General features: G+C 71.7%; 22 protein-coding genes. 14 read left to right on the top strand and 8 right to left on the bottom strand.

Going from position 1 to position 22989, the window contains the following annotated elements; all coding sequences use genetic code 11:
- Positions 1 to 9 precede the first annotated feature (9 nt).
- From ACRAKI_RS26045 to ACRAKI_RS26035, 3 genes are read right to left on the bottom strand one after another with little or no spacing between them, the layout of a single operon-like run.
- Complete coding sequence (locus ACRAKI_RS26045) at positions 10 to 966, bottom strand: helix-turn-helix transcriptional regulator (protein WP_447003141.1); 957 nt, start codon at positions 964 to 966, stop codon at positions 10 to 12.
- A gap of 30 nt (positions 967 to 996) precedes the next feature.
- Entirely contained in the window at positions 997 to 1428 is a 432-nt protein-coding gene (locus tag ACRAKI_RS26040; protein ID WP_447003140.1) for a hypothetical protein, read from the bottom strand.
- 56 nt (positions 1429 to 1484) lie between these two features.
- Positions 1485 to 2870 (bottom strand): helix-turn-helix domain-containing protein, encoded by a 1386-nt coding sequence (locus ACRAKI_RS26035; protein WP_447003139.1) that lies wholly within the window; start codon positions 2868 to 2870, stop codon positions 1485 to 1487.
- A 448-nt stretch (positions 2871 to 3318) separates the two neighbouring features.
- Here ACRAKI_RS26035 and ACRAKI_RS26030 point away from each other — a divergent pair, with 448 nt between their 5' ends.
- The 12 genes from ACRAKI_RS26030 (at position 3319) to ACRAKI_RS25975 (ending at position 14033) form a co-directional block, all read left to right on the top strand.
- Positions 3319 to 3810 carry a hypothetical protein gene (locus ACRAKI_RS26030; protein WP_447003138.1) on the top strand — a complete coding sequence of 164 codons (492 nt, stop codon included), beginning with the start codon at positions 3319 to 3321 and terminating at the stop codon, positions 3808 to 3810.
- Between the two features lie 14 nt (positions 3811 to 3824).
- On the top strand, positions 3825 to 4235 hold the full coding sequence (locus ACRAKI_RS26025) for a Rieske (2Fe-2S) protein (protein WP_447003137.1): 411 nt from the start codon (positions 3825 to 3827) through the stop codon (positions 4233 to 4235).
- Between the two features lie 110 nt (positions 4236 to 4345).
- Positions 4346 to 4798 (top strand): Rieske (2Fe-2S) protein, encoded by a 453-nt coding sequence (locus tag ACRAKI_RS26020; protein ID WP_447003136.1) that lies wholly within the window; start codon positions 4346 to 4348, stop codon positions 4796 to 4798.
- Between the two features lie 344 nt (positions 4799 to 5142).
- The gene (gene uvrC / locus ACRAKI_RS26015) at positions 5143 to 7116 is read left to right on the top strand and encodes an excinuclease ABC subunit UvrC (RefSeq protein ID WP_447003135.1); all 1974 of its coding nucleotides are present in this window, start codon (positions 5143 to 5145) and stop codon (positions 7114 to 7116) included.
- 26 nt (positions 7117 to 7142) lie between these two features.
- Complete coding sequence (gene rapZ / locus ACRAKI_RS26010; protein ID WP_376775426.1) at positions 7143 to 8000, top strand: RNase adapter RapZ; 858 nt, start codon at positions 7143 to 7145, stop codon at positions 7998 to 8000.
- On the top strand, positions 7997 to 9028 hold the full coding sequence (locus ACRAKI_RS26005; RefSeq protein ID WP_447003134.1) for a gluconeogenesis factor YvcK family protein: 1032 nt from the start codon (positions 7997 to 7999) through the stop codon (positions 9026 to 9028). The genes rapZ and ACRAKI_RS26005 overlap by 4 nt, the downstream gene beginning before the upstream one ends.
- Entirely contained in the window at positions 9019 to 10005 is a 987-nt protein-coding gene (whiA, locus tag ACRAKI_RS26000; RefSeq protein ID WP_033440743.1) for a DNA-binding protein WhiA, read from the top strand. The genes ACRAKI_RS26005 and whiA overlap by 10 nt, the downstream gene beginning before the upstream one ends.
- Positions 10006 to 10352: 347 nt before the next feature.
- Positions 10353 to 11357: a type I glyceraldehyde-3-phosphate dehydrogenase gene (gap, locus tag ACRAKI_RS25995; protein WP_447003133.1), complete on the top strand. Its 1005-nt coding sequence runs from the start codon at positions 10353 to 10355 to the stop codon at positions 11355 to 11357.
- Between the two features lie 19 nt (positions 11358 to 11376).
- The gene (locus tag ACRAKI_RS25990; protein ID WP_447003132.1) at positions 11377 to 12540 is read left to right on the top strand and encodes a phosphoglycerate kinase; all 1164 of its coding nucleotides are present in this window, start codon (positions 11377 to 11379) and stop codon (positions 12538 to 12540) included.
- Positions 12540 to 13328, top strand: a complete 789-nt coding sequence (gene tpiA, locus ACRAKI_RS25985) for a triose-phosphate isomerase (protein ID WP_447003131.1) — start codon at positions 12540 to 12542, stop codon at positions 13326 to 13328. Before ACRAKI_RS25990 ends, tpiA begins: the two co-directional genes overlap by 1 nt.
- Before the next feature lie 90 nt (positions 13329 to 13418).
- The gene (gene secG / locus ACRAKI_RS25980) at positions 13419 to 13652 is read left to right on the top strand and encodes a preprotein translocase subunit SecG (protein ID WP_184922264.1); all 234 of its coding nucleotides are present in this window, start codon (positions 13419 to 13421) and stop codon (positions 13650 to 13652) included.
- 36 nt (positions 13653 to 13688) lie between these two features.
- The gene (locus tag ACRAKI_RS25975; RefSeq protein ID WP_033440747.1) at positions 13689 to 14033 is read left to right on the top strand and encodes an RNA polymerase-binding protein RbpA; all 345 of its coding nucleotides are present in this window, start codon (positions 13689 to 13691) and stop codon (positions 14031 to 14033) included.
- 97 nt (positions 14034 to 14130) lie between these two features.
- Here ACRAKI_RS25975 and ACRAKI_RS25970 read toward each other — a convergent pair whose 3' ends face one another.
- Positions 14131 to 14988, bottom strand: a complete 858-nt coding sequence (locus ACRAKI_RS25970; RefSeq protein WP_447003130.1) for a hypothetical protein — start codon at positions 14986 to 14988, stop codon at positions 14131 to 14133.
- Between the two features lie 118 nt (positions 14989 to 15106).
- Between ACRAKI_RS25970 and ACRAKI_RS25965 the strand changes: the two genes are divergently transcribed.
- Positions 15107 to 15979, top strand: coding sequence for a hypothetical protein (locus ACRAKI_RS25965; RefSeq protein ID WP_447003129.1), 873 nt, complete (start codon positions 15107 to 15109; stop codon positions 15977 to 15979).
- Entirely contained in the window at positions 15976 to 17739 is a 1764-nt protein-coding gene (locus tag ACRAKI_RS25960; RefSeq protein ID WP_447003128.1) for a protein kinase domain-containing protein, read from the top strand. The genes ACRAKI_RS25965 and ACRAKI_RS25960 overlap by 4 nt, the downstream gene beginning before the upstream one ends.
- A gap of 272 nt (positions 17740 to 18011) precedes the next feature.
- Here ACRAKI_RS25960 and ACRAKI_RS25955 read toward each other — a convergent pair whose 3' ends face one another.
- From ACRAKI_RS25955 to zwf, 4 genes are all read right to left on the bottom strand, one after another.
- A complete protein-coding gene (locus ACRAKI_RS25955) occupies positions 18012 to 19295 on the bottom strand; it encodes a sensor histidine kinase (RefSeq protein ID WP_447003127.1) in 1284 nt (427 codons plus the stop codon).
- Between the two features lie 223 nt (positions 19296 to 19518).
- Complete coding sequence (gene pgl / locus ACRAKI_RS25950) at positions 19519 to 20286, bottom strand: 6-phosphogluconolactonase (protein WP_447003126.1); 768 nt, start codon at positions 20284 to 20286, stop codon at positions 19519 to 19521.
- Complete coding sequence (gene opcA, locus ACRAKI_RS25945) at positions 20283 to 21494, bottom strand: glucose-6-phosphate dehydrogenase assembly protein OpcA (RefSeq protein WP_447003125.1); 1212 nt, start codon at positions 21492 to 21494, stop codon at positions 20283 to 20285. The genes pgl and opcA overlap by 4 nt, the downstream gene beginning before the upstream one ends.
- Complete coding sequence (zwf, locus tag ACRAKI_RS25940; RefSeq protein ID WP_447008512.1) at positions 21491 to 22981, bottom strand: glucose-6-phosphate dehydrogenase; 1491 nt, start codon at positions 22979 to 22981, stop codon at positions 21491 to 21493. The genes opcA and zwf overlap by 4 nt, the downstream gene beginning before the upstream one ends.
- Between the last annotated feature and the right edge of the window lie 8 nt (positions 22982 to 22989).

Here is a 22989-nt window from a genome sequence, read left to right as displayed (position 1 = left end):
ACGCGGCCGTCACGTGCCGCCGGACGCCCGGAAGAGCCGTTCCGCCAAGGCCCGGAGGTGCTGCTTCAGCTCCTCCGGGCCCTCCACCTCGAACTCGACCCCGATCATCGCGATCCACGGCGCGACGTCCTCCAACGCCGGCGTGCCGACCGTCAGCAACGTCCGCTCGTCGTCGATCCGCTCCAGGTGCACCGAGGTGTACGAAGTCCGCGCCGCGACCACGTCGTAGGGCGCGTGCATGATCAACCGGGCCTCGTGCTGGTACGGCGCCACCGACAGCTGCCGCGACACGTACGACGCCAGGTCCTCCGCCGGCGGCTCCCGAGGCGTGAACCGGGCGCCCAGCGTCGGCTCCCCCTCGATCCGGTCCACCCGGAACGTCCGCCAGTCCGCCTTGTCCACGTCCCACGCCACCAGGTACCACCGCCGCCCGGTGTGGGCCAGGCCGAACGGCTCCACGTGCCGCTTCGTGTCCCCGTCACGCCCCGCGTACGGGAACCGCAGCCGCTGGTGGTCACGGCACGCGCTCGCGATCGTGGTCAACGTGCCCGCGTCCACCTGCACCCCGCGCGCGGGCAACGCGATGGTGTGCGCCTGCAACGCGTTCACCCGCCGCCGCAACCGGGACGGCAGAACCTGCTCCAGCTTCGCCAACGCCCGCACGGACGTCTCCTCGATGCCCGCCACCGTCCCGTTCGCCGCCGTCCGCAACCCGACCGCGACCGCCACGGCCTCGTCGTCGTCCAGCAGCAGCGGCGGCAGCTCGGCGCCCGCACCCAGCTGGTAGCCGCCCGACACACCGGGCGCGGCGTTCACCGGGTAGCCGAGGCTGCGCAGCTTGTCCACGTCCCGCCGCACGGTCCGGACGTCCACCCTCAGCCGCTCGGCGAGGTCCGCACCGGTCCAGTCGCGGCGCACCTGCAACAGCGACAGCAGCTTCAGCAGACGGGCCGAGGTCTCCAGCATGAGCCGGAGTCTGCCGGCCAACGCGGACAACTACTGTCCGCGTCGCGCACCCTCCGGCCACACGACCACCACCGGCACACCCGACGCCCGCGCCGTCTCCACGACGTCCGCCGTGCCGCCACGCCCGTCCGGCGGCTGCCCGTCCCACACCGCGATCAGCAGCTCCACCGACGCGAGCATCCGCTCGTTCGCCATCACGTACGCGTGCCGCCCCGACAGCTCGTTCGGCAGCACGCTCACCACGTGCGCCTGGGCCAGCAACTCGTCGTAAGCGGCCCGCTTCTCCGGTTTCAGCTTGTCCCGGTAGTCCATCGCGGGCAGCACGACCTCGACCCGCCCGCCCAGCTCCAGCACCACCCGCGCGAACAGCTGGTCCGCGCCCGGCGCCAGGCAGGTCACCCCGACCAGGGATGACCCGCCCGCCGCCTCGGCCTCCAACGCCGAGCGAATCGCTCCACGCACGGCGTCGACGCAATCGGGCATCAGCTTGCTGTGCCCGGTGACTCCCACCCGCATCACTAGGCCGTCCGGACCCCGCGGATCGCTTCACGGGTGTCCCGCACCACGGCCAGGTCGCGGTGCCGCTCGGCCTCCTTGGCGAAGTCCTGCAGCTTCCGCACCACCCGCCCGGACGCCAGGCCCGCCGCCGTGGGCAGCACCTCCTGGATCAACCCGCACGCCTCCTCCGGCTCGCCCGCCACCATCTTCGTGCGGGCCAACCCGATGACGTCGAACGCCCTGTTCCGCACCCGTGACGGGTCCCGCAGGCTCAGCGCCCGCCGGATGTGCTGCTCGGCCATCGGCGCCTGCTTCGGGTCGTGCCCGGCCAAGTCCCGCATCCGGGCCCCGATGACGCCTTCCAGTTCCGCCTCGTCGAACGTGTCCAGCCACCACGGGTCGGAACCGGACCGCCGCTGCGCGAAGCTGTCCTGCGCCTCGCCGACCGCCCGGTGGAACTCCCGCACCCTGCCCATCTGCGCGTAAGCCCACGCCTCACGGGTCAGCAGCAGCGCCTGTAACGTCGGCGTGGCCGTCCGCCTGGTGCCGTACTGGCCCAGCTGGACCAGCTCCAACCCGTCCTCGGGGCGGCCGAGGTCGAACATCTGCCGGGCCATCGCGGCCAGGCACAGCGCGGCGAACGGATCGTTCTTGCCCGCCTTCGCCATGCGCACGCCGAGCACGTAGTACCGCTGCGCCGCGTCGTGCATGCCCGCGTCCCACGACATGCTCGCCGCGACCTTGGACAACTCCGCCCCGATGAAGAACGCCCGTTCCGTCGTCGGGCCCGCCGGCGCACGCGACAACCGCTCGGCCAGTTCCTCCAACTGCCCGAGCACCGCCTTGCGCGCCAGCCCGTACCCGCCTCGTCCGCCCCACCCGCGCAGCCCGTCGGCGACGCGCTGCAACGCCGCCAACTCCTCCTCGCTGATCGCCGCGCTGGACGACCACTTGGACAGGGGCTGCAACGGGTGGAGCCACCGCTGGAGCGGTTCGACCAGTGCGGGACCCATCGCCACCGCGGCAGCTCCGGTGAGCGCCGCTCGTCTGCTGATCGCCAAGTCGTTCCTCGCCGTCTCCTCGACCGATCTGGCAATGCTCGACGCGTCCCACGCCGCGCCGAGCACATCGGGCGGGGCACCGCGATCGGGGCCCGCCTGGCTTGGGATTCCGACGCGGTCGAACCACAGCCGGTCGGCCGGGATGCCGAGCACCCGCGCGAAGTGGCGCAGGCGGTCGATCCGGTCGATCGGGTTCTCACCGGTCTCGTAGCGCGACAGCTGTGCCTGGGAGATGCCCAACCAGGACGCCATGCGGTCTTGGGTGACGCGGCTGACGTGCTGGGGGTGGTGCCGGTAGGCGGCGAGGAGGGCGCCCATGTCCCGGTCGGCGAATGCGGCAGTCATCGCCTCGTGGTCCCAGAAGTCCCCGGGGACCTCGGGTGGTCCGTAGAGCTCCGTCCGCGCGTTGCGGCGACAACGCTGGCAGAGCAGGTCGGTGTTGTCGGCGGCGATCAACGCCCCGCACGACGGGCATGCGCGTCTGGTACTGGCTGCTCTTCGAGCTTTGCGTTCCATCGGCTCGCTCCCGTCACTGAGCGTGGTCACCAGTCTATAGAGATGTGATCGGGAGTCCATGCATTTCGTGCATAAGCGGCGGTGGGCCCCATGCCGGAGCCCCCGTGACGCCGTGTGGTGGATGGAGTGGATCCGCACGGTGCATGGTTCCCACCCGACAACGGTGTTGTGGAGTGCGCCGGATGGTCGGACCCTCCGTGGTGTGCGCCAGTGCCGGGACGACCTCGCGGCCCGTGCGCTCCGCCCGCTCCACCCGACCGGGGAGGGACCTCCGCCCATGAGCATCACCGCCTCCACCACCGCAGACACCGGCCCGCGATCCGGCCCGCGCGACCGCGCGCACCAGCAGGCACTCGGCGAGGCGATCGCGGGCTACCGCCTGCTGGGCTGGAAGGTGTCCGTCACCGAGCAGGGCGTCTTCCTGCCGCTCGGCCCGGCGACGACCGCACTCGCCATGCCCGCCCGCATCGGCTCCCGCGTCCTGGCCGACCTCAAGGCCCGGATGCTCGCCGGCCCCGTCACCGTCATCCCCGGCCCGCGGGAGCACTGGATCTTCCTCGCCGAGCTGGTCGCGCTGCTGCCCACGCACCTGAAGGCGCCCGCCGAGGTGCAGTTCGTCCGCTCGCCCCAGCGCATCGCCCTGCCACCCACCATGACCCGGTACGGGTCGCTGAGGTGGGCGAACCCGCCGTCGCACTCGCGGCACTGGTTCCCGCCGTTCACCGCGGTGCTGGCCCTGGCCCGGACGGCGGCCGCGAAGGACCGGTAGGCGAGGATGGGCGGGTGGACCGACGGACCCTCCTGTGCGGACTGCTCGCCCTCACCGCCGGCGCGCCGCTGACCGCGTGCGGAACAGCGGCGCCCGCGCGCGAACCCGGTGTCGGCTCGGCCCGGCCGGGGGAGCGGATCGCCGCGCTCGCCGACGTGCCGGTGGGATCCGGGGCGCTCGTCGACGTCGGTGACGACGGCCAGTTGTTGCTGGTCAGACCGTCGGAGTCGGAGGTGCGGGCGTTCCACCCCGCCTGCCCCCACCAGGGCACGACCGTCAACCCGCCCACGGCCGGCGTCATCACGTGCCCCACGCACCGCAGCGCGTTCGACCCCGCTTCGGGGGCCGTGCTGTCCGGCCCGTCACCCCGGGGGCTGACCGGGATCGCGGTCGCCGTGTCCGGGCCCGACGTGGTGCTTTCCTGAAAGAACCATCCCAACTGCTGGGCGCGTTGAACCCCGCTTTCACGTGGTGTCGTATTCCCTGTGCATCCGAACGACTACCCACCACGCAGCGGAGGATCGTTTTGAGTTCCGTGGAGAAGACAGCGCTGTCTCGCCGCTCGATGCTGTGCGGCGTGCTGGTCGCGCTGGCCGTGCCGGGCGGACTGGCCGCCTGCGGCAGCGAGACCACACCACCCGGCGCCGGCACCGCGCCGGCCGGTGACACCCCCGGCGGCACCCCGTCCGGCCCCGCGATCATCGCCGCGCTGGCCGACGTGCCCGACGGTGGCGGCACGCTCGCCGGCAACCCGTCCAACAGCAAGCCCCTGGTGCTCGTGCGCACGGGGGAGACGGTCAAGGCCTACGACGCCACCTGCCCGCACCAGGGCACCGCCGTGTCGCCGCCCGAGGGCGGCGTCATCACGTGCCCGAACCACGGCAGCACGTTCAACGCCTCGGACGGCGCGGTGACGAAGGGCCCGTCCACCAAGGGCCTGACCGAGGTCCCCGTCAAGGTGGAAGCAGGCCAGATCGTCCTGGCCTAACCCCACCACCCGCCCAATCCGGGCAGCCGGCGCCGCGAGCCGCCCCTCGCGCCCCGCCCCCCGGCCCTACCCGCGCGCCACCCCCACCACAAGCGGACTCCCCGGCTCTACCCGCGCCCCGCACCCGCGCCCCGCGCCCTCACCGTCACCCCCGGCCCGCACCACCGGCCCCCAACAGAACCACCCCGCGAGGTCGCGTCGACCGTTCGCGACCCGTCTTCCGGCGATCACGCTCTTCGATCGTCGGAAAACGGGTCGCGAGCGGTCGACTTCCAGGTGACCGAGCCGCCGCCTGCGGAGCAGCGGCGATTCAGCACGGCAATTCAGCACAGTAGGCTTGCGCCGTGGCCGATCCGTCGACCTATCGCCCCGCGACAGGCACCATCCCCGAAGCCCCCGGCGTGTACAAGTTCCGCGACGCCGGCGGTCGCGTGGTGTACGTGGGCAAGGCCAAGAGCCTGCGGCAACGCCTGAACTCCTACTTCGCCGACGTCGCCGGCCTGCACCCGCGCACCCGGCAGATGGTGACCACCGCGGCGGGGGTCGAGTGGACGGTCGTCGGCACCGAGGTCGAGGCCCTCCAGCTGGAGTACAACTGGATCAAGGAGTTCGACCCGCGCTTCAACGTCCGCTACCGGGACGACAAGTCCTACCCGGTCCTCGCCGTGACGCTGAACGAGGAGTTCCCCCGCCTGCACGTCTACCGCGGCCCGCGCCGCAAGGGCGTCCGCTACTTCGGCCCCTACGCGCACGCCTGGGCGATCCGCGAGACCCTCGACCTCCTCCTCCGCGTCTTCCCCGCCCGCACCTGCTCGGCGGGCGTGTTCAAGCGCCACGGCCAGATCGGCCGCCCCTGCCTGCTCGGCTACATCGACAAGTGCTCGGCCCCCTGCGTCGGCCGGGTCGACGCGGACGAGCACCGCGACATCGTCGAGGACTTCTGCGACTTCCTGGCCGGCAAGACGGACTCGATGGTGCGCCGCCTCGAACGCGAGATGACGGCCGCCGCCGAGGAGCTGGAGTTCGAGAAGGCCGCCCGCCTCCGGGACGACCAGGCCGCCCTCAAACGCGCCCTCGAGAAGCAGGCCGTCGTCCTCGGTGACGGCACGGACGCCGACGTGGTCGCCTTCGCGCAGGACGACCTGGAGGTCTCCGTCCAGGTCTTCCACGTGCGCGGCGGACGGGTGCGCGGCCAGCGCGGCTGGGTGGTCGACAAGGTGGACGAGACGGGCGTCGCCGGGCTGGTCGACCAGTTCGTCACCCAGTTCTACGGCGAGCAGGTCGAGTCCGCCCTGGCCGGCGGCGTGGAGGCGGCGCCGGTGCCGCGCGAGGTGCTGGTGCCGGAACTGCCGGACGACGCGGAGGCGGTCGAGAAGTGGCTGTCCGCGTTGCGCAAGGGCAAGGTCGCCCTGCGGGTGCCGCAACGCGGTGACAAGCGCGCGCTCATGGAGACGGTGGAGCGCAACGCGAAGGAAGCGTTCCAGCAGCACAAACTGCGCCGCGCGGGCGATCTGACGGCCCGTTCCGCGGCCCTCCAGGAACTCCAGGAGGCCCTGGGCCTGGACACCGCGCCGCTGCGCATCGAGTGCACCGACATCAGCCACGTCCAGGGCACCGACGTGGTCGCGTCGCTGGTCGTGTTCGAGGACGGCCTGGCCCGCAAGTCCGAGTACCGCCGGTTCGCCGTCCGGGAGGGCGCCGACCAGGGTGACGTCGGCTCCATCGCCGAAGTGGTGCGGCGGCGGTTCCAGGCCTACCTGCGCGACAACCGGGACGACAAGGACGGCTCGACGCCCGGCATAGACCCGGAGACGGGCAAGCCGCGCAAGTTCGCCTACGCGCCGAACCTGCTGGTCGTGGACGGCGGCGCGGCACAGGCGCAGGTAGCCTCCGACGTGCTGGCGGAGCTGGGCATCACGGATGTGGCGGTGGTCGGCCTGGCGAAGCGGCTGGAGGAGGTCTGGGTGCCCGGCGAGCCCGACCCGGTGATCCTGCCGCGCACCAGCGAGGCCCTGTACCTGCTGCAGCGGGTGCGCGACGAGGCGCACCGGTTCGCCATCGCCTACCACCGGCAGAAGCGGTCCAAGCGGATGACGACCTCGGCGCTGGACGAGGTGCCGGGTCTGGGCCAGTCGCGCAAAGCCGCGCTGCTGAAGCACTTCGGCTCGCTCAAGAAGTTGCGCGAGGCGAGCATCGACGAGATCAGCGGGGTGCCCGGCGTGGGCCGGCGCACCGCCGAGGCCGTGCACGCGACGCTGGGCGCGGCCGGCAGTGGAGGACCGTCGACGGAGTCGACAATCGGACAGGAGCGAACGTGAGCGCACAGGCCGGCGAGAAGTCCGGCATCGAGGTCGCGGTGGTGACGGGCCTGTCTGGCGCGGGCCGCAGCACCGCCGCGAAGTGCCTGGAGGACCTCGGGTGGTTCGTGGTGGACAACCTGCCGCCCGAGCTGATCTCGACCATGGTGGAACTGGGCGCGCAGGCCAGGGGCGCCATCACCCGGGTCGCGGTCGTGATGGACGTGCGCAGCCGCGCGTTCACCGAGGACCTGGCGGCGGTGATCAAGGACCTGGACGCGCGCGGCTACAAGCCGAAGGTGCTGTTCCTGGAGGCCACCGACGACGTGCTGATCCGCCGGTTCGAGTCGGTCCGGCGCGGCCACCCGCTGCAGGCGGACGGGCGGCTCGCCGACGGCATCGAGAACGAGCGGATCCTCCTCACGCCGCTGCGCGAGGAAGCCGACCTGGTGCTGGACACGTCGGCGCTGTCGGTGCACCAGCTGCGGGCCAAGATCGAGGACACGTTCGGCACCGAGTCGGCGATGCGCACCAGGGTCACGGTGCTGTCGTTCGGCTACAAGTACGGCCTGCCGATGGACGCAGACCTGGTGATGGACGTGCGGTTCCTGCCGAACCCGTTCTGGATCCCGGAGCTGCGCGAGCAGACCGGCCTGGACGGCGAGGTGCGCAACTACGTGCTCACGCAGGAGGGCGCGGAGGAGTTCCTGGACCGCTACCACGAGCTGCTGCGGCTCATCGGCGCCGGCTACCGGCGCGAGGGCAAGCGGTACCTGACGCTCGCGGTCGGCTGCACCGGCGGCAAGCACCGCAGCGTCGCCATCTCCGAGGAGCTGGCGGGCCGGCTGGCCAGCGAGGACGGCATGGCGGTCAAGGTGGTCCACCGGGACCTGGGACGCGAGTGAACCGGAGAGCGGTAGCGCTGGGCGGCGGGCACGGGCTCCACGCGACGCTCACCGCCCTGCGCCGGCTGACCGACGACGTGACCGCCGTGGTGACCGTCGCCGACGACGGCGGCTCCTCGGGACGGCTGCGCCGCGAACTCGGCCTGCTGCCGCCCGGCGACCTGCGCAAGGCGATGGTCGCGCTGGCCGGCGCGGACGCGTCGAGCGCGTTGTGGTCGCGCCTGTTCCAGCACCGGTTCGGCGGCACGGGCGCGCTCGCCGGGCACGCCGTGGGGAACCTGGTGCTCGCGGGTCTGCTGGAGCAGCTGGGCGACCCGGTCGCGGTGCTGGAGGAAGCCGGACGGCTCCTCGGCGTGCGCGGCCGGGTGCTGCCGATGTGCACCGAGCCGCTGTCGATCGAGGCCGACGTGACCGGGCTGGACGACGACGCCGACGTGGTGCGCCGCATCCGCGGCCAGGTCGCGATCGCCACCACGCCGGGCCGGGTGCAGCGCATCCGGCTGAACGGTCCGGGCGGCCCGGGGGAGGCTCCGCGCGGCTGCGCCCAGGCCGTCGAGGCGGTCCTGGAAGCGGACGTCGTGCTGCTCGGACCCGGCTCGTGGTTCACCAGCGTGCTGCCGCACCTGCTCGTGCCGGAGCTGCACGACGCGTTGGTCCGGACGTCCGCGCGGAAGGTCGTGGTGCTCAACCTCGTCCCCCAACCGGGGGAAACCGCCGGGTTCTCGCCGGAGCTGCACCTGGACGTGCTGTGCGAACACGCGCCGGCGTTGCGGGTGGACGCGGTGATCGCGGACGTCGGCGCGGTGCCCGTGCCCGACCGGCTGGGACGGGCCGCCGCAGCTCTCGGCGCTGCGGCGCACCTCGCGCCGATCGCGGTGGCGGGCGCGCCGGACCGTCACGACCCGGTCGCGCTGGCGTCGAGCATCGAGCGGGCGTTGGCCGGCCCTGGTGACGAGACCGGCGGGGCGTCGAGTACAACCCTCCAGGAAGACCGTGCGAGCAGGGGAGGCGAGGCGCCGTGGCGATGACGTCGGCGGTGAAGGACGAGCTGAGCAGGCTGGCCGTCTCGAAGACCTGCTGCCGCCGTGCGGAGGTCGCCTCCCTCCTGCGCTTCGCGGGCGGACTGCACATCGTCGGCGGCCGGGTGGTCGTCGAGGCGGAGCTGGACCTGGGCTCCACGGCGCGGCGGCTGCGGCGCGAGATCCACGAGCTGTACGGGCACCAGTCCGACGTGTTCACCATCACTTCCAGCGGCCTGCGCAAGGGCACCCGGTTCGTGGTGCGGGTGGTCAAGGACGGCGAGGGCCTGGCCCGGCAGACCGGCCTGCTCGACCCGCGCGGACGACCGGTCCGCGGCCTGCCCGCGCCCGTGGTGTCCGGCGGTGTGTGCGACGCGGAGGCGGCGTGGCGCGGCGCGTTCCTGGCGCACGGCTCGCTCACCGAACCCGGTCGGTCGTCCTCCATGGAGGTCACGTGCCCGGGGCCGGAGGCGGCGCTGGCGCTGGTCGGCGCGGCACGGCGGATGGGCATCGGCTCCAAGTCGCGTGAGGTGCGCGGCGCGGAACGCGTGGTGATAAGGGATGGCGACGCGATCGGCGCGATGCTGACCAGGCTCGGCGCGCACGACAGCGTGCTGGCCTGGGAGGAGCGCCGGATGCGCCGCGAGGTGCGGGCGACGGCGAACCGGCTCGCGAACTTCGACGACGCGAACCTGCGCCGTTCCGCGCGGGCGGCGGTGGCGGCGGCGGCCCGGGTGCAGCGCGCGCTGGAGATCCTGGGCGCGGAGGCCCCGGACCACCTGGCGGCGGCGGGTGAGTTGCGGCTGGCGCACCGGCAGGCGTCGCTGGAGGAGCTGGGCCAGCTCTCCGAGCCGCAGATGACGAAGGACGCGGTGGCGGGCCGGATCCGGCGGCTGCTGGCGATGGCGGACAAGCGGGCGAAGGAGCTGGGCATGCCCGACACCGAGTCCGCCGTGACCGCCGACATGCTCGACGCCGAGGTCTGACCGCACTACACCCCCCACCCCGCGAGTTCTCCACTCCGACACCGCGAGTTGTCCGCTCGGACACCGCGAGTTCTGCGTTCACGCACCGTGAGACCTACGCTGGCAACCGGGCCGGTCCAGGTGAGCCGCCCGTGAGCCGCGTACTCCGGGGTCCCGAACGGCCGGCGCTGTGTTACCTGGAAGTAATAAGCCCGTCGAGCTGGATTTTCTTGCTCGATAAAGAGATCCTGGTGGTCCACGTGACCAGGGCCGCAGCGCGAAGGCTAGGCTGGCTCTGGCTGCCTGGTCAGCCCATGACTTGCACGCCCCTGGCGGACAACGCCAGTCGAGTACCGAGGAGACTCACCGTGACGGTTCGCGTAGGTGTCAATGGTTTCGGCCGCATCGGTCGCAACTTCTGGCGCGCCGTTCAGGCCAGTGGGCACGACATCGAGATCGTCGCCTTCAACGACCTCGGTGACGTCAACACGATGGCCCACCTGCTCAAGTACGACTCCATCCTCGGCCGTCTCGACGGCGAGGTGACCGTGACCGACGAGGGCATCGCGGTTGACGGCAAGGTCATCAAGGCGTTGGCCGAGCGCGACCCCGGCAAGCTGCCGTGGAAGGACCTCGGCGTCGACGTCGTCGTCGAGTCGACCGGCTTCTTCACCGACGCTTCGGCCGCCCGCAAGCACGTCGACGAGGGTGGCGCGAAGAAGGTCATCATCTCCGCACCGGCCAAGGGTGAAGACCTCACCGTGGTCCTGGGCGCGAACGACGACCAGTACGACGGTTCGCAGACCGTCATCTCGAACGCCTCGTGCACCACGAACTGCCTGGCCCCGCTGGCCAAGGTGCTGCACGACAGCTTCACCATCGAGCGTGGCCTCATGACCACGATCCACGCCTACACCCAGGACCAGAACCTCCAGGACGCGCCGCACAAGGACCTGCGCCGCGCCCGGGCCGCCGCGCTCAACATCGTGCCCACCAGCACCGGTGCCGCGAAGGCGATCGGCCTGGTCCTGCCCGAGCTCAAGGGCAAGCTCGACGGCTACGCCCTGCGCGTGCCCGTGCCCACCGGCTCGGCCACCGACCTCACCGTCACCCTCGGCCGCGACGTCACCCTCGACGAGGTCAACGCCGCCTACAAGGCCGCGGCCGACGGCCCGCTCAAGGGCTACCTGCGCTACAACACCGACCCGATCGTGTCGGCCGACATCGTCACCGACCCGGCGTCGTGCATCTACGACGCGCCGCTGACCAAGGTCATCGGCAACCAGGTCAAGGTCGTCGGCTGGTACGACAACGAGTGGGGCTACTCCAACCGCCTCGCCGACCTGGTCAACCTCGTCGCCAGCAAGCTCTGAGCGAAACAGGTCACTCGCTGTGAAGACTCTCGACGATCTGCTCAGCGAGGGTGTCTCGGGTCGGCGCGTCCTCGTGCGCGCCGACCTGAACGTCCCCCTCGACAGCGACCGGATCACCGACGACGGCCGCGTCCGCGCGTCGGTCCCCACCATCAAGGCGCTCGTTGACGCGGGCGCCCGTGTGCTGGTCGCCGCCCACCTGGGCCGCCCCAAGGGCGAGCCCGACCCCAAGTTCTCCCTCGCGCCCGTCGCGGCGCGGCTCGGTGAGCTCCTCGGCCAGGCGGTCGAGATCGGCACCGAGACCGCCGGCGACGGCACCGTGGTGCTGCTCGAGAACATCCGCTTCGACGCCCGCGAGACCAGCAAGGACGACGCCGAACGCGCCGCCCTCGCCGACGAGCTGGCCGCCAAGGCCGACGCGTTCGTCTCCGACGGCTTCGGCGTCGTGCACCGCAAGCAGGCCTCCGTCTACGACGTGGCCGAGAAGCTCCCGCACTACGCGGGCGGACTCGTGCTGGCCGAGGTCGAGGTGCTGCGCAAGCTCACCGACGACCTCAAGCGCCCGTACGTCGTCGTGCTCGGCGGCGCGAAGGTCTCCGACAAGCTCGGCGTCATCGCGAACCTGCTCGGCAAGGTCGACCGGCTCCTCATCGGCGGCGGCATGGCCTACACCTTCCTCAAGGCCCAGGGCCACGAGGTCGGCGGCTCGCTGCTCCAGGAGGACCAGCTCGACCAGGTCCGCGGCTTCCTCGCCCAGGCGGAGGAGCGCGGCGTGGAGCTGGTGCTCCCCGTCGACGTGCTCGCCGCCGTGGACTTCGCGCCCGACGCGGAGTTCGAGGTCGTCGCCACCGACGCCATCCCCGCCGACCGGCAGGGCCTCGACATCGGGCCGAAGACGCGCGAGCTGTTCGCGTCCAAGCTCGCCGACGCCCAGACCGTCTTCTGGAACGGCCCGATGGGCGTGTTCGAGTTCGAGGCGTTCTCCGGCGGCACCCGCGCGGTGGCCGAGGCGCTCGTCAAGAGCGACGCGTTCACCGTGGTCGGCGGCGGCGACTCCGCCGCGGCCGTGCGCGCGCTCGGCCTCCCCGAGGACGGGTTCTCGCACATCTCCACCGGTGGTGGGGCTTCCCTCGAGTACCTCGAAGGCAAAGAACTTCCCGGCGTGTCTGTGTTGGAGGCGTGATGGCTCAGCGTCAGCCCCTCATCGCGGGCAACTGGAAGATGAACCTCAACCACCTCGAGGCCATCGCACTGGTGCAGAAGATCGCCTTCTCGCTGCCGGAGAAGTACTTCGCCAAGGTCGAGGTCGCGGTGCTGCCGCCGTTCGTCGACATCCGGTCCATCCAGACCCTGTGCGACGGCGACAAGCTCAAGCTCAAGTACGGCGCGCAGGACCTGTCGCCGCACGACTCGGGCGCCTACACCGGTGACATCTCCGGCGCGATGCTCGCCAAGCTCGGCTGCTCCTACGTCACCGTGGGCCACTCCGAGCGCCGCGAGTACCACAACGAGGACGACACCACCGTCAACAAGAAGGTCAAGGCGGCGATCAAGCACGGCGTCACCCCGATCTTCTGCCTCGGCGAGCAGCTGGACGTCCGCGAGGCCGGCCGGCACGTCGAGCACTGCACCGACCAGCTCGTCGCGGGCCTCAAGGGCCTCACCGCCGAGCAGGTGCGCGACGTGGTCGTCGCCTACGAACCCGTGTGGGCCATCGGCACCGGCAAGGTCGCGTCGTCCGCGGACGCGCAGGAAGTCTGCGCGGCGCTCCGGGTGAAGCTCGCCGAGCTGTACGGCGAGGACGTCGCTTCGGCCGTTCGGGTGCTTTACGGCGGTTCCGTCAAGTCCGGGAACATCGCCGAACTCGTCGCCCAGAAGGACGTCGACGGCGCCCTTGTGGGTGGTGCGAGCCTGGACGCGGACGAATTCGCCAAGCTGTGCGCGCTCGCCGCAGGCGGACCTCTACCCTGATGTGATTGACACGCACTCCTACTACGGTGGTCCACGGTCGGCAGTCGACCGGGTACTCTGTGGCGTCACCTGCCTGACAGCGAGGAAGAAATGATCCTGTTCCTTCAGATCCTGTTGATCGTCTCCAGTCTCGTGCTGATCCTGCTGGTGCTGCTGCACCGCGGGCGTGGCGGCGGTCTGTCCTCGTTGTTCGGCGGCGGCATGCAGTCGAGCCTGTCCGGTTCCAGCGTGGTGGAGAAAAACCTCGACCGGCTGACGCTGTTCGTCGGCGCGGTCTGGGTCATCGCCATCGTGGGCGTCGGACTGCTGATGAAGGTCAACTGACAGCAGGGAAACCACGTGGTGGGGGTGTGAGGGTCGATGGCTGGTGGTAACGCGATTCGCGGTACCCGCGTCGGCGCAGGCCCGATGGGCGAATCGGAGCGCGGCGAGTCCGCGCCCCGACGTCGGGTGTCGTACTGGTGCGCGAACGCGCACGAGTCTCGGCCGTCGTTCGCGGTCGAAGCCGAGATCCCGGAGAACTGGGACTGCCCCCGGTGCGGCCTGCCGGCCGGGCGTGACGAGCAGGCTCCTCCTGCTCCGCCGCGCAACGAGCCGTACAAGACGCACCTGGCGTACGTGAAGGAGCGGCGCTCCGACGCGGACGGTGAGGCGATCCTGGAAGAGGCGCTCATCAAGCTGCGCAAGCAGCGCGAAGAGCCCTAGTCAGGCGAGAACGGTGTGACGGCCCCCGCGGGATTCCCGCGGGGGCCGTCGCCGTTCCGGTCGTCCCTCAGCTGCCTACCTCGCCTCGGCGGCTGCCTCAGCGGCGCTTGGTGAACAGGCCGGTGAACTGGCGTCGGACCATGACCGCGCCCACCAGCACGAAGAACACCAGGACCACGAGCGTGGACGTGGTGCCGCCGGTCGAACTCGTCAAGGCGATGTCCACGCTGCCGACCAGCACCACACCGCAGTCCGCCCGGATCACGTGCCGGCCCGGCTGGATCATGGTGAACTCGACCCTGGTGCTGAACGTGCCCGAGCTGTCCGCCTTCGCCGTGCCGACGTCCTCGCCCAGTGAACTCAGCTGCACCGACGCACCCGGATCACAGCCGGTGCCGGTGGCGGTCAGCGGATCGCCCGGCTGGATGTTGTCCTTGTCCAGGGTCAGCGCGCCGTCACCGTCGAACGGCGTCGTCGTGACTGCCGGCGGTGGCGTCTCGGTCGTCGTGGTCGTGCTCGTGGTGGTGGTGGTCGTCGTCGTAGTGGTGGTCGTGGTGACCGTCGCGCGCTGGGTCGTCGTGGTCGGCGGCGGGGGAGCGGTGGTCGTGGTGACGACCGGCGGCGGGGTGGTCGTCGTGACGGGTGCCGTCGGCGTCACGGTGAAGCCGTCCGTCGGGTTCGACGTCGCCGCGCACACCGGTTTCGCCGTGACCCGGTGGCTTCCGACGTCCGCCTTGTTGGGCACGGTCGCCGTTCCGGAGCCCGAGCCGCGCCACGAGTGCGTGCCGCTGCCGATGACCTGCCTGCCGTCCCACAGGATCTGCACGGTGTAGTCGCGGCAGTCCGGATCGAGGTACACACCGGACCAGCTCAGCGTGAACGTGCTCCCCGCCGGTCCCGAATCGGGGGTCGCGGTGGCGCTTCCCTGCTGCTGCGCCGATACCGGTGCAGCCACAAGCGCCGTAACGCCGTACGCCAAGGCACCGAGTAAAGCTAGTGTTCCTGCCGATCGCATACCCGACTCCCGGACTAGTCCGCTACCCACCCGACGAGGTGTCCTTGTGAGACGCATTATGAGCAGCGTCGGTTTACTGCTCCTGTGCGGGATCTTCCTGGGCGTCGGCCCGGCAGCCGCCGCAGGTGACGAGGTCACCATCGACGTCACCGTGGACGGCACCCCGGTCGGCGAGGACGAGCTGCTGCTCGACCCGACCGGTTCCTCCCGCATCTCGGTGACCGTCCACAACGGAACGGACACCGTCCGGCACGTCAAGACGATCCGGCTGTCGGGCACGGCGTTGGCGCTGACGTTCTTCTCCTACGACACGACGGTGCCGTTCGACGTGCCGGCGAAGCAGAGCGTCACCCGCGGGTTCGTGCTCGACCTCGGCCAGCTGGGGGAGCAGGCGACCGGCCTGCTGCCGACCGAGCTGGAGGTGCTGGCGGCGAACCGCGACGTGATCGCGTCGATGGAGACGACCGGGGACGTGCGCGGGTCCATGTGGTCGGTGTACGGGGTGTTCGGGTTGGCCGTGTTCGGGTTGACCGTGCTGGCGTGGGCCGGGGCGCTGTTCGCCCTGGCCCGGCGTCGGCTGCCGGCGAACCGCTGGCAGCGCGCGATGCGGTTCCTGCCCGCCGGCGTCGGCACCGGGCTGGTCGCGGTGATCTCGCTGTCCGTGCTGCGGATCATGGCGCCGTCACCGGCCGCCGAGATCCCGTTCATCCTCGGCGCTGCCGCCGCGGCGTTCGTCCTCGGTTACCTGACGCCGCACCCGGACGCCGACGACCTGCGCCCCGACCCGCCGCCGGTCCCGCCTCCCGCCCCGCCCCCTGCCCGGCCTTCGCCGGATGCGCCTGCGGCGAACCAGCCTTTCGTCGACCAGCCTTTCGTCGACCCGGAATCGACGCACCGCATCACGCGGCCGTTGCCCGGCGGTGGGGCGTGACGGTGTCCGCGAACGTCGTCGCGGCGCTGCCGCAGTACGACATCGGCGCGCAGATCGGGCGCGGCGGCATGGGGGTCGTGTACGCGGGCGTGCACCGGCCGTTGGGGCGGCCGGTGGCGGTCAAGCGGCTGCCGGGGGTGTTGGCGGAGGACGAGCGGATGAGCGCTCGGTTCGCGCACGAGGCCCGGTTGCTGGCGCGGCTGGACCACCCGCACATCGTGCCCGTGTACGACTACGTCCAGGACCGCGGCGAGCACCTGCTGGTGATGGAGAAGCTCGACGGCGGCACGGTGTGGTCGAAGTTCACCGATTCAGGTGTGACGCCGGCACAGACGTGCGCCTTCGGCCTGGCCGTGCTCTCCGGCCTGCACGCCGCGCACGGTGCCGGGGTGCTGCACCTGGACGTGAAGCCGAAGAACCTGCTGTTCACGGCGGGCGGGGTGCTGAAGGTCGCAGATTTCGGCATCTCGCAGGTGGTGAGCGAGGGTGCGACCCTCGTGACGCACGCCGGCCAGGTCCTCGGCACGCCCGCGTACCTGTCGCCCGAGCAGGCTCTGGGCAACCCCCTGAGCCCGGCCGCCGACGTCTACGGCGCGGCGACGGTGTTGTACGAGCTGCTGAGCGGGCGGCTGCCGTTCGACAGCGGTGGCGGGGCGCTGGCGATGATCCAGCGGCACGTGTACCAGCAGCCGCGCCAACTGGTCGAGGTGCCGGACCCGCTGGCGCGGGTGATCATGCGAGGGCTGGAGCGCGACCCCCAGGCCAGGTACCGGAACGCGGAGACTTTCGCGGTGGACCTGGCAGGCGCCGCAGCGGCCCTGTTCGGCCCGGACTGGCTACTCCGCCTGGGCATCCCGGTCCACCTGTCCCCCCAGGTCGCCGCCTCCGTCACCCGACCGCCGACCGCCGTTCCCGCCTCGCAGCGCGAAACCCTCAACCTCCCCGTCCGGGCGACGCCGGCCGACCCACCGTCCGCGCCGCCCGTGCAGCTGGGCGCCCAGACCCTGGTGCCGGCGGCACAGGTCCTGGCGTCCCCCGCACCCGCCCGCTGGTTCACGCTCGCAGCCGCCCTCACCGCGGCGCTGATGCTCGCCATCCCCTTCACCATCGCCAACCGCGACCTGCCGACCCTCTCGGTCGACCTCAGCAAGCCGGTCGAGGTAGCCGCAGCCGTCAACTCACCGGCGACCGGCTCGCCGACCACCGGCGAGTCGGCCACGAACCCTCCAGCGACCGGCAACCCAACCTCCGGCGACCCAGCGACCACCCGGCTGACCCTCACGGCCGCCGGCATCACCCTCGCCGACGTCCCCGCCGTGACCCCACCGGCAGCCGACCCGGCCACACCGCCCGGCACCCCGGTGCCGCCGGCGTTCGAACTCCCCGGCGCGAGCCGCTGGATCGTGGGCGGCGCGGCCGTGGCGACGGTGACGGTCGACGGCAGGTCGCAGGAGTACTCGCTCCAGCCGGACACGCACCCGTTGATCAGCATCATGGGCGCGGGCAGCGTGGTGCTGCTGCTGTTCGCGCTCGCGTACCTGGAGTCGATCCTGCGGTCGCTGCGACGGCGTCAGGCGGGTACGGGGGCGGTGATCGTCACGGTGCCGCTGGGCTTCTGCTTGGGCGTGGCGGTGTGGCTGCTGCCGTCCGTGCTGCTTCGCCACACGCCCGACCTGTGGCCGGCGTTGGTGTGCGGCGGGCTGGGTGTGGCGGCGGCTGTGTGCACGGCCGTGGCCACTCGCCGGGCCGCCCTCCGCTAGGCAGGTGCCCGCTCAGCTCCTCCTGTCGGGCGGCCCCTGCCTGCCAACCTGCCTCGGCCAGCTCTTTCGCGAGGCGAAGGTGTTCGCTGGAGCTGATCTTCACTGCGTCCGCGTCCGCACCCGCGTTTGCGCCTGAGTCTGCGCCTGAGTCTGCGGTCGGTGGGGACCGGGTGGTTGCGGGGCCTCGTTGTTCCAACCGACGTTTCAGGTTGACGATAACAGCGTTTTCTGGAGTTGTTATCTGATGATCACCCGATGGTGTACCTGCCGGGTCAGGTTGTCCGGGGCCTGACCAGGGGGAACGTTACCGTGACCGCGAAGCCGCCGCCGTCCGTCGGGCCGGCTTCGAACTCACCGTCCAGCAACGCCGCCCGCTCCCGCAACCCGACCAACCCGTGCCCACCGCTCGGCAACGGCGACGTCCCGCACTCGCGCGGACCGTTCGGGGCCTCGTTGCGCACCTCCACCCGAAGCTCCTCGGCATCCGCCACCACCAACACCGACGTCACCGCCCCACCCGCGTGCTTCCGCACGTTCGTCAACGCCTCCTGCACCGTCCGGTACACCGCTCCGGACACCGGCGCCGGCAGGTCGTCCACCGAACCCCGCACCGTCAACGTCGCCGGAATCCCCGCACTGCTCACCAACTGCGGCAGGTCTTCGACCCTGGGCTGGGGGGAGTCGTCGCCGCTCGTGGTCCGCAGCACGCTCACCAGCTGCCGCAGCTCGTCCAACGTCCGCGTGCTCAGCATCCGGATCGTCCCCGCCACCTGCCGCGCGTCCGGATCGGCCGCCGCCATCCGCAGCGCACCGGCCTGCATCGCGATCAAGCTCACCTGGTGCGACACGACGTCGTGCATCTCGCGCGCCAACCGCGCCCGCTCATCCGCCCGCACGGCATGCGCGTGCAGCACCCGCTCCCGCTCCCGGCTCACCGCCAGCTCCGTGATCCGCGCCGACAGCTCCTCCCGGGCGTGCGCCAGCAACCCGATCGCGATCGGCATCCCCGCCACGATGCACCCGTAGATCGCGTTGTGCACGTGGGACTTCCAGTCCAACGCCAGGAACTCGGCCGGCGGCCACAGGAAGAACCGGCTCAGCCACACCAACCCCGCCGCGATGTACGTCTGCGTCGACAGCAGCTTCCGCCGCGCCAACGTGCCCAGCGCGATCATCGCCGCGAGCTGCGCCCACCCGGCCAGGAACCCGGGCACCGCGATCAGCACCACCAGGAACGGGAACCGCCGCCGCAGCGCCACCGCCGCCACCGACACGATCGACAGCACGTAGTTGTAGGTCTCCGCCTCGGGCACGACCCGCAGCCACACGTCCAGCGCCGCGATCGCCACCGCCGCCACGTCGAACGCCAACTGCCGGTGCCGTCCGACCAACCGCGAGAGCGCCTCCACCACGGCAGGCCGGCGCACCCGTCCGGTCGGAACGCCGTTGACCCGACCGCTCGGCAGCCTCTCGACAGCATTGCCGGCCAGGGTCGGACCTCCTGTGTCAGCTATCCGCCGGTCCTCACCGTACTGCGCCGCCATCACGCTTGGCATGACCCGCCTTCCCGCCCCCGACGTGCTCGATCGACCCGCTCACCATTCGAGATGCGCTGATTACCCGAACGGGACGCGGGGCAGCCAACAAAATTGCGAGCGCGAACGTCCGGTGAGCGGACATCGTGGCTGGGCGGCGGGTGGCGAGTGCGCCACATCACCCGCGGAGACGCCACTGCCGCCGTGCCCGAAGGCGACGGCGGCAGCGGCAGCTGGACGAGCATCACGCCACGGGCGGGTCCGGCACCTTCGCGGCGGCGGCCGAGTCGAGCAGCCACAGGGTGCGGTGACGGCCCAGGGCGCCGGCGGCCGGGAGGTCGGTTTCGGCCGTGCCGGTCAGGGCCGTGGCCACGGCGTCCGCCTTGGCCGTCCCCGTGGTCATCAGCCACACCTCGCGGGCCGCACGGATCGCGGGCAGGGTGAGGCTGACCCGGGTCGGCGGCGGCTTGGGGCAGTCCCGCACCCCGACGACACTGCGCCCGCCCTCGTGCACGGCCGGGCTGTCCGGGAAGATCGAGGCCACGTGCCCCTCCTCCCCGACGCCGAGCAGGCACACGTCGAACGACGGCACCGGGCCGAGGTCCTCCGGGCGCGCGGCGGCGAGGACTTCGGCGTACGCGTCGGCGGCGGCGTCCGGGTCGTCACCGAACCGGCCGTCCGACGGCTCCATCACGTGCACCCGCGACACCGGCACCGGGATGTGGTCCAGCAACGCCTCGCGCGCCTGGGTCTCGTTGCGGTCCGGGTGCCCGGAGGGCAGGAACCGCTCGTCACCCCAGTACAGGTCGACGCGGGTCCAGTCCACGGCGTCCCGGGCCGGGGTGTCGCGCAGGTTCTCCAGCACCGCGATGCCGGTTCGCCCACCGGTCAGCACCAGCGACGCCGAGCCGCGCGCGGTCTGCGCGTCGACCAGGCTGGTCACCAGGCGGGCGGCCGTGGCGGCGGCCAGCAGGTCGCCGTCGCGGTGGACCACCACCTCCGGGCGGCTCACGAGCCGGCCTTGACCTTGGCCGCCTTCGAGGCGGCGGACTTCGCCTGGCCTCCGGGCTCACCGTCGGACTTCGCCTTGCCCGACGACGACCGGCCGGACGACTTGGCCGAAGCCGAAGCCGAAGCCGGACCCGAAGCCGAAGCCGAAGCCGAAGACGCAGGCTTGGCGTCCACCTCGCCGTCAGGCTTGGCTCCGGACTTGGCATCGGGCTTGCCGGCGGGCTTCGATGCGGGCTTGGAGGACGGCTTCGACGTGGACTTGCGGGCGGCGGCGGACTTCGTCGCGGGCTTGCCGCGCACGACCTTGCCCAGCGACCGCAACGCCGACGCGTACACCTCGTCCGGGTCGAGCCGGCGCAGCTCCTCCGCCAGGCAGTCCCGCACCTCGCGGCGCTGCAACGCGACCCGCCGCTCCGGCTGGCCGGGCTGCCGCAGCGTGCCGACCTTCCCGTCGGGCCGGGTCAGCGACACCACACCGGACCGGCGCTCCAGCCGCACGTCCACGATGCCCTCACCGCGGCTGGCCTTCGCCCGCTTCACCGGCACCTTCAGGCACCCCGCCAGCCACGCGGCCAGCAGGTCGGTGGACGGCGAGTCGCTCTCCCCGCTCACCTCGGCGTCGGTGACCTTCTCGTACGGCGGCAGGTCGAACGCCGACGCGAGCATGGCCCGCCACAGCGTCAGCCGCGTCCACGCCAGGTCCGTGTCGCCCGGCGCGTAGGACTCGCGCCGCTGCTCCAACGCCCGGATCGGGTTCTTCTCCGCCGCCGCGTCGGTGATCCGGCGCTGCGCGAGCCGGCCGATCGGGTCCTCGGCGGGCACGGCGGGCGACTCGTGCGGCCACCACGCCACCACCGGGGTGTCCGGCAGCAGCAGCGGCACGACGCAGGAAGCGCCCTCGTTGGCCAGCTCGCCGTACAAGCGCAGCACGATGACCTCGGACGCGCCCGCGTCACCGCCGACGCGGATCTGCGCGTCGAGCCGGGGAGCGGCCTTGCGCGCGCCGCGGGCCACCACGATCACCCGGCACGGGTGCTCGCGGCTGGCGTCGTTCGCCGCGTCCACGGCGGCCTCGGTCTTGGAGCCGTCGTCGGTCACGATGACCAGCGTCAGCACCCGCCCGAGGGTGACGGCGCCGCCTTCCTCGCGCAGCTGCACGAGCTTGCTGTTGACTTGCGACGTGGTCGTCGAGGGCAGGTCGATGATCACGGACGCCTCCAGTGCCTGCCGGTGCGGGCCAGCATGTCGTTCGCCGACGCCGGCCCCCACGTGCCCGCCTTGTACTTCTCCGGCGCGCCGTCGGCGCCCCAGTGCCTGAGGACCGGGTCCAGGATCTCCCAGGACAGCTCGACCTCGTCGTTCTTCGGGAACAGCGACGGCTCGCCGAGCAGCACGTCGAGCAGCAGCCGCTCGTAGGCCTCGGGCGACGACTCGGTGAACGCGTGGCCGTAGCCGAAGTCCATCGTGACGTCCCGGACCTCCATGGTGTTGCCGGGCACCTTGGAGCCGAACCTGATGGTCACGCCCTCGTCCGGCTGCACCCGCACCACCAGGGCGTTCTGCCCCAGCTCCTCGGTGGCGGTGTCGTCGAACGGGAGGTGCGGCGCGCGCTTGAACACCACGGCCACCTCGGTGACGCGGCGACCGAGCCGCTTGCCGGTGCGCAGGTAGAACGGCACGCCCGCCCAGCGGCGGGTGTTCACCTCGCAGGTGATGGCCGCGTAGGTCTCGGTGGTCGAGTCCTGCGCGAAGCCGCCTTCCTCCAGCAGGCCGGGCACCTTCTGCCCGCCCTGCCAGCCACCGGTGTACTGGCCGCGCGCGGTGGTCTCGTCGAACGGCGCCAGCGGGCGGGTCGCCGACAGGACCTTCACCTTCTCGGCGCGGAGGTCGCTGGGCCGGAACGACACCGGCTCCTCCATCGCGGTCAGCGCGAGCAGCTGGAGCAGGTGGTTCTGGATCACGTCACGGGCCGCGCCGATGCCGTCGTAGTAGCCCGCGCGACCGCCGAGGCCGATGTCCTCGGCCATGGTGATCTGCACGTGGTCGACGTAGTTCGCGTTCCAGATGGGCTCGTAGAGCTGGTTCGCGAAGCGCAGCGCCAGGATGTTCTGCACCGTCTCCTTGCCGAGGTAGTGGTCGATGCGGAACACCGACTCCTCGGGGAAGACCTCGTTGACGGTCTTGTTGAGCTGCTTGGCGCTGGCCAGGTCGTGGCCGAACGGCTTCTCGATGACCACGCGGCGCCACTGGCCGGGGTTGTCGGTGGGCGGCGTGGCGAGGCCCGCCCGCTTCAGCTGGTTGACCACCGTGGTGAACGCGCTGGGTGGCACCGACAGGTAGAACGCGTGGTTGCCGCCGGTGCCGCGGTCGCGGTCCAGGTCGGCGAGCGTGTTGGCGAGCGTGTCGAACGCGACGTCGTCGTCGAAGGTGCCCTGGACGAACCGGATGCCCTCGGCGAGCTGGTCCCAGACGCCCTGCCGGAACGGCGTGCGCGCGTGCTCCTTGACCGCTTCGTGCACGACCTGCATGAAGTCCTGGTCGGCCCAGTCGCGGCGGGCGAAGCCGACGAGCGCGAAGCCCGGCGGCAGCAGGCCGCGGTTGGCCAGGTCGTAGATCGCGGGCATCAGCTTCTTGCGCGACAGGTCACCCGTCACGCCGAAGATCACCAGGCCGGAGGGCCCGGCGATGCGCGGCATCCGCTTGT

The organism is Saccharothrix isguenensis (genome assembly GCF_052936305.1).
Note: the sequence above shows the minus strand (reverse complement) of the source record. Positions and strands in the feature narration are given on the sequence as shown.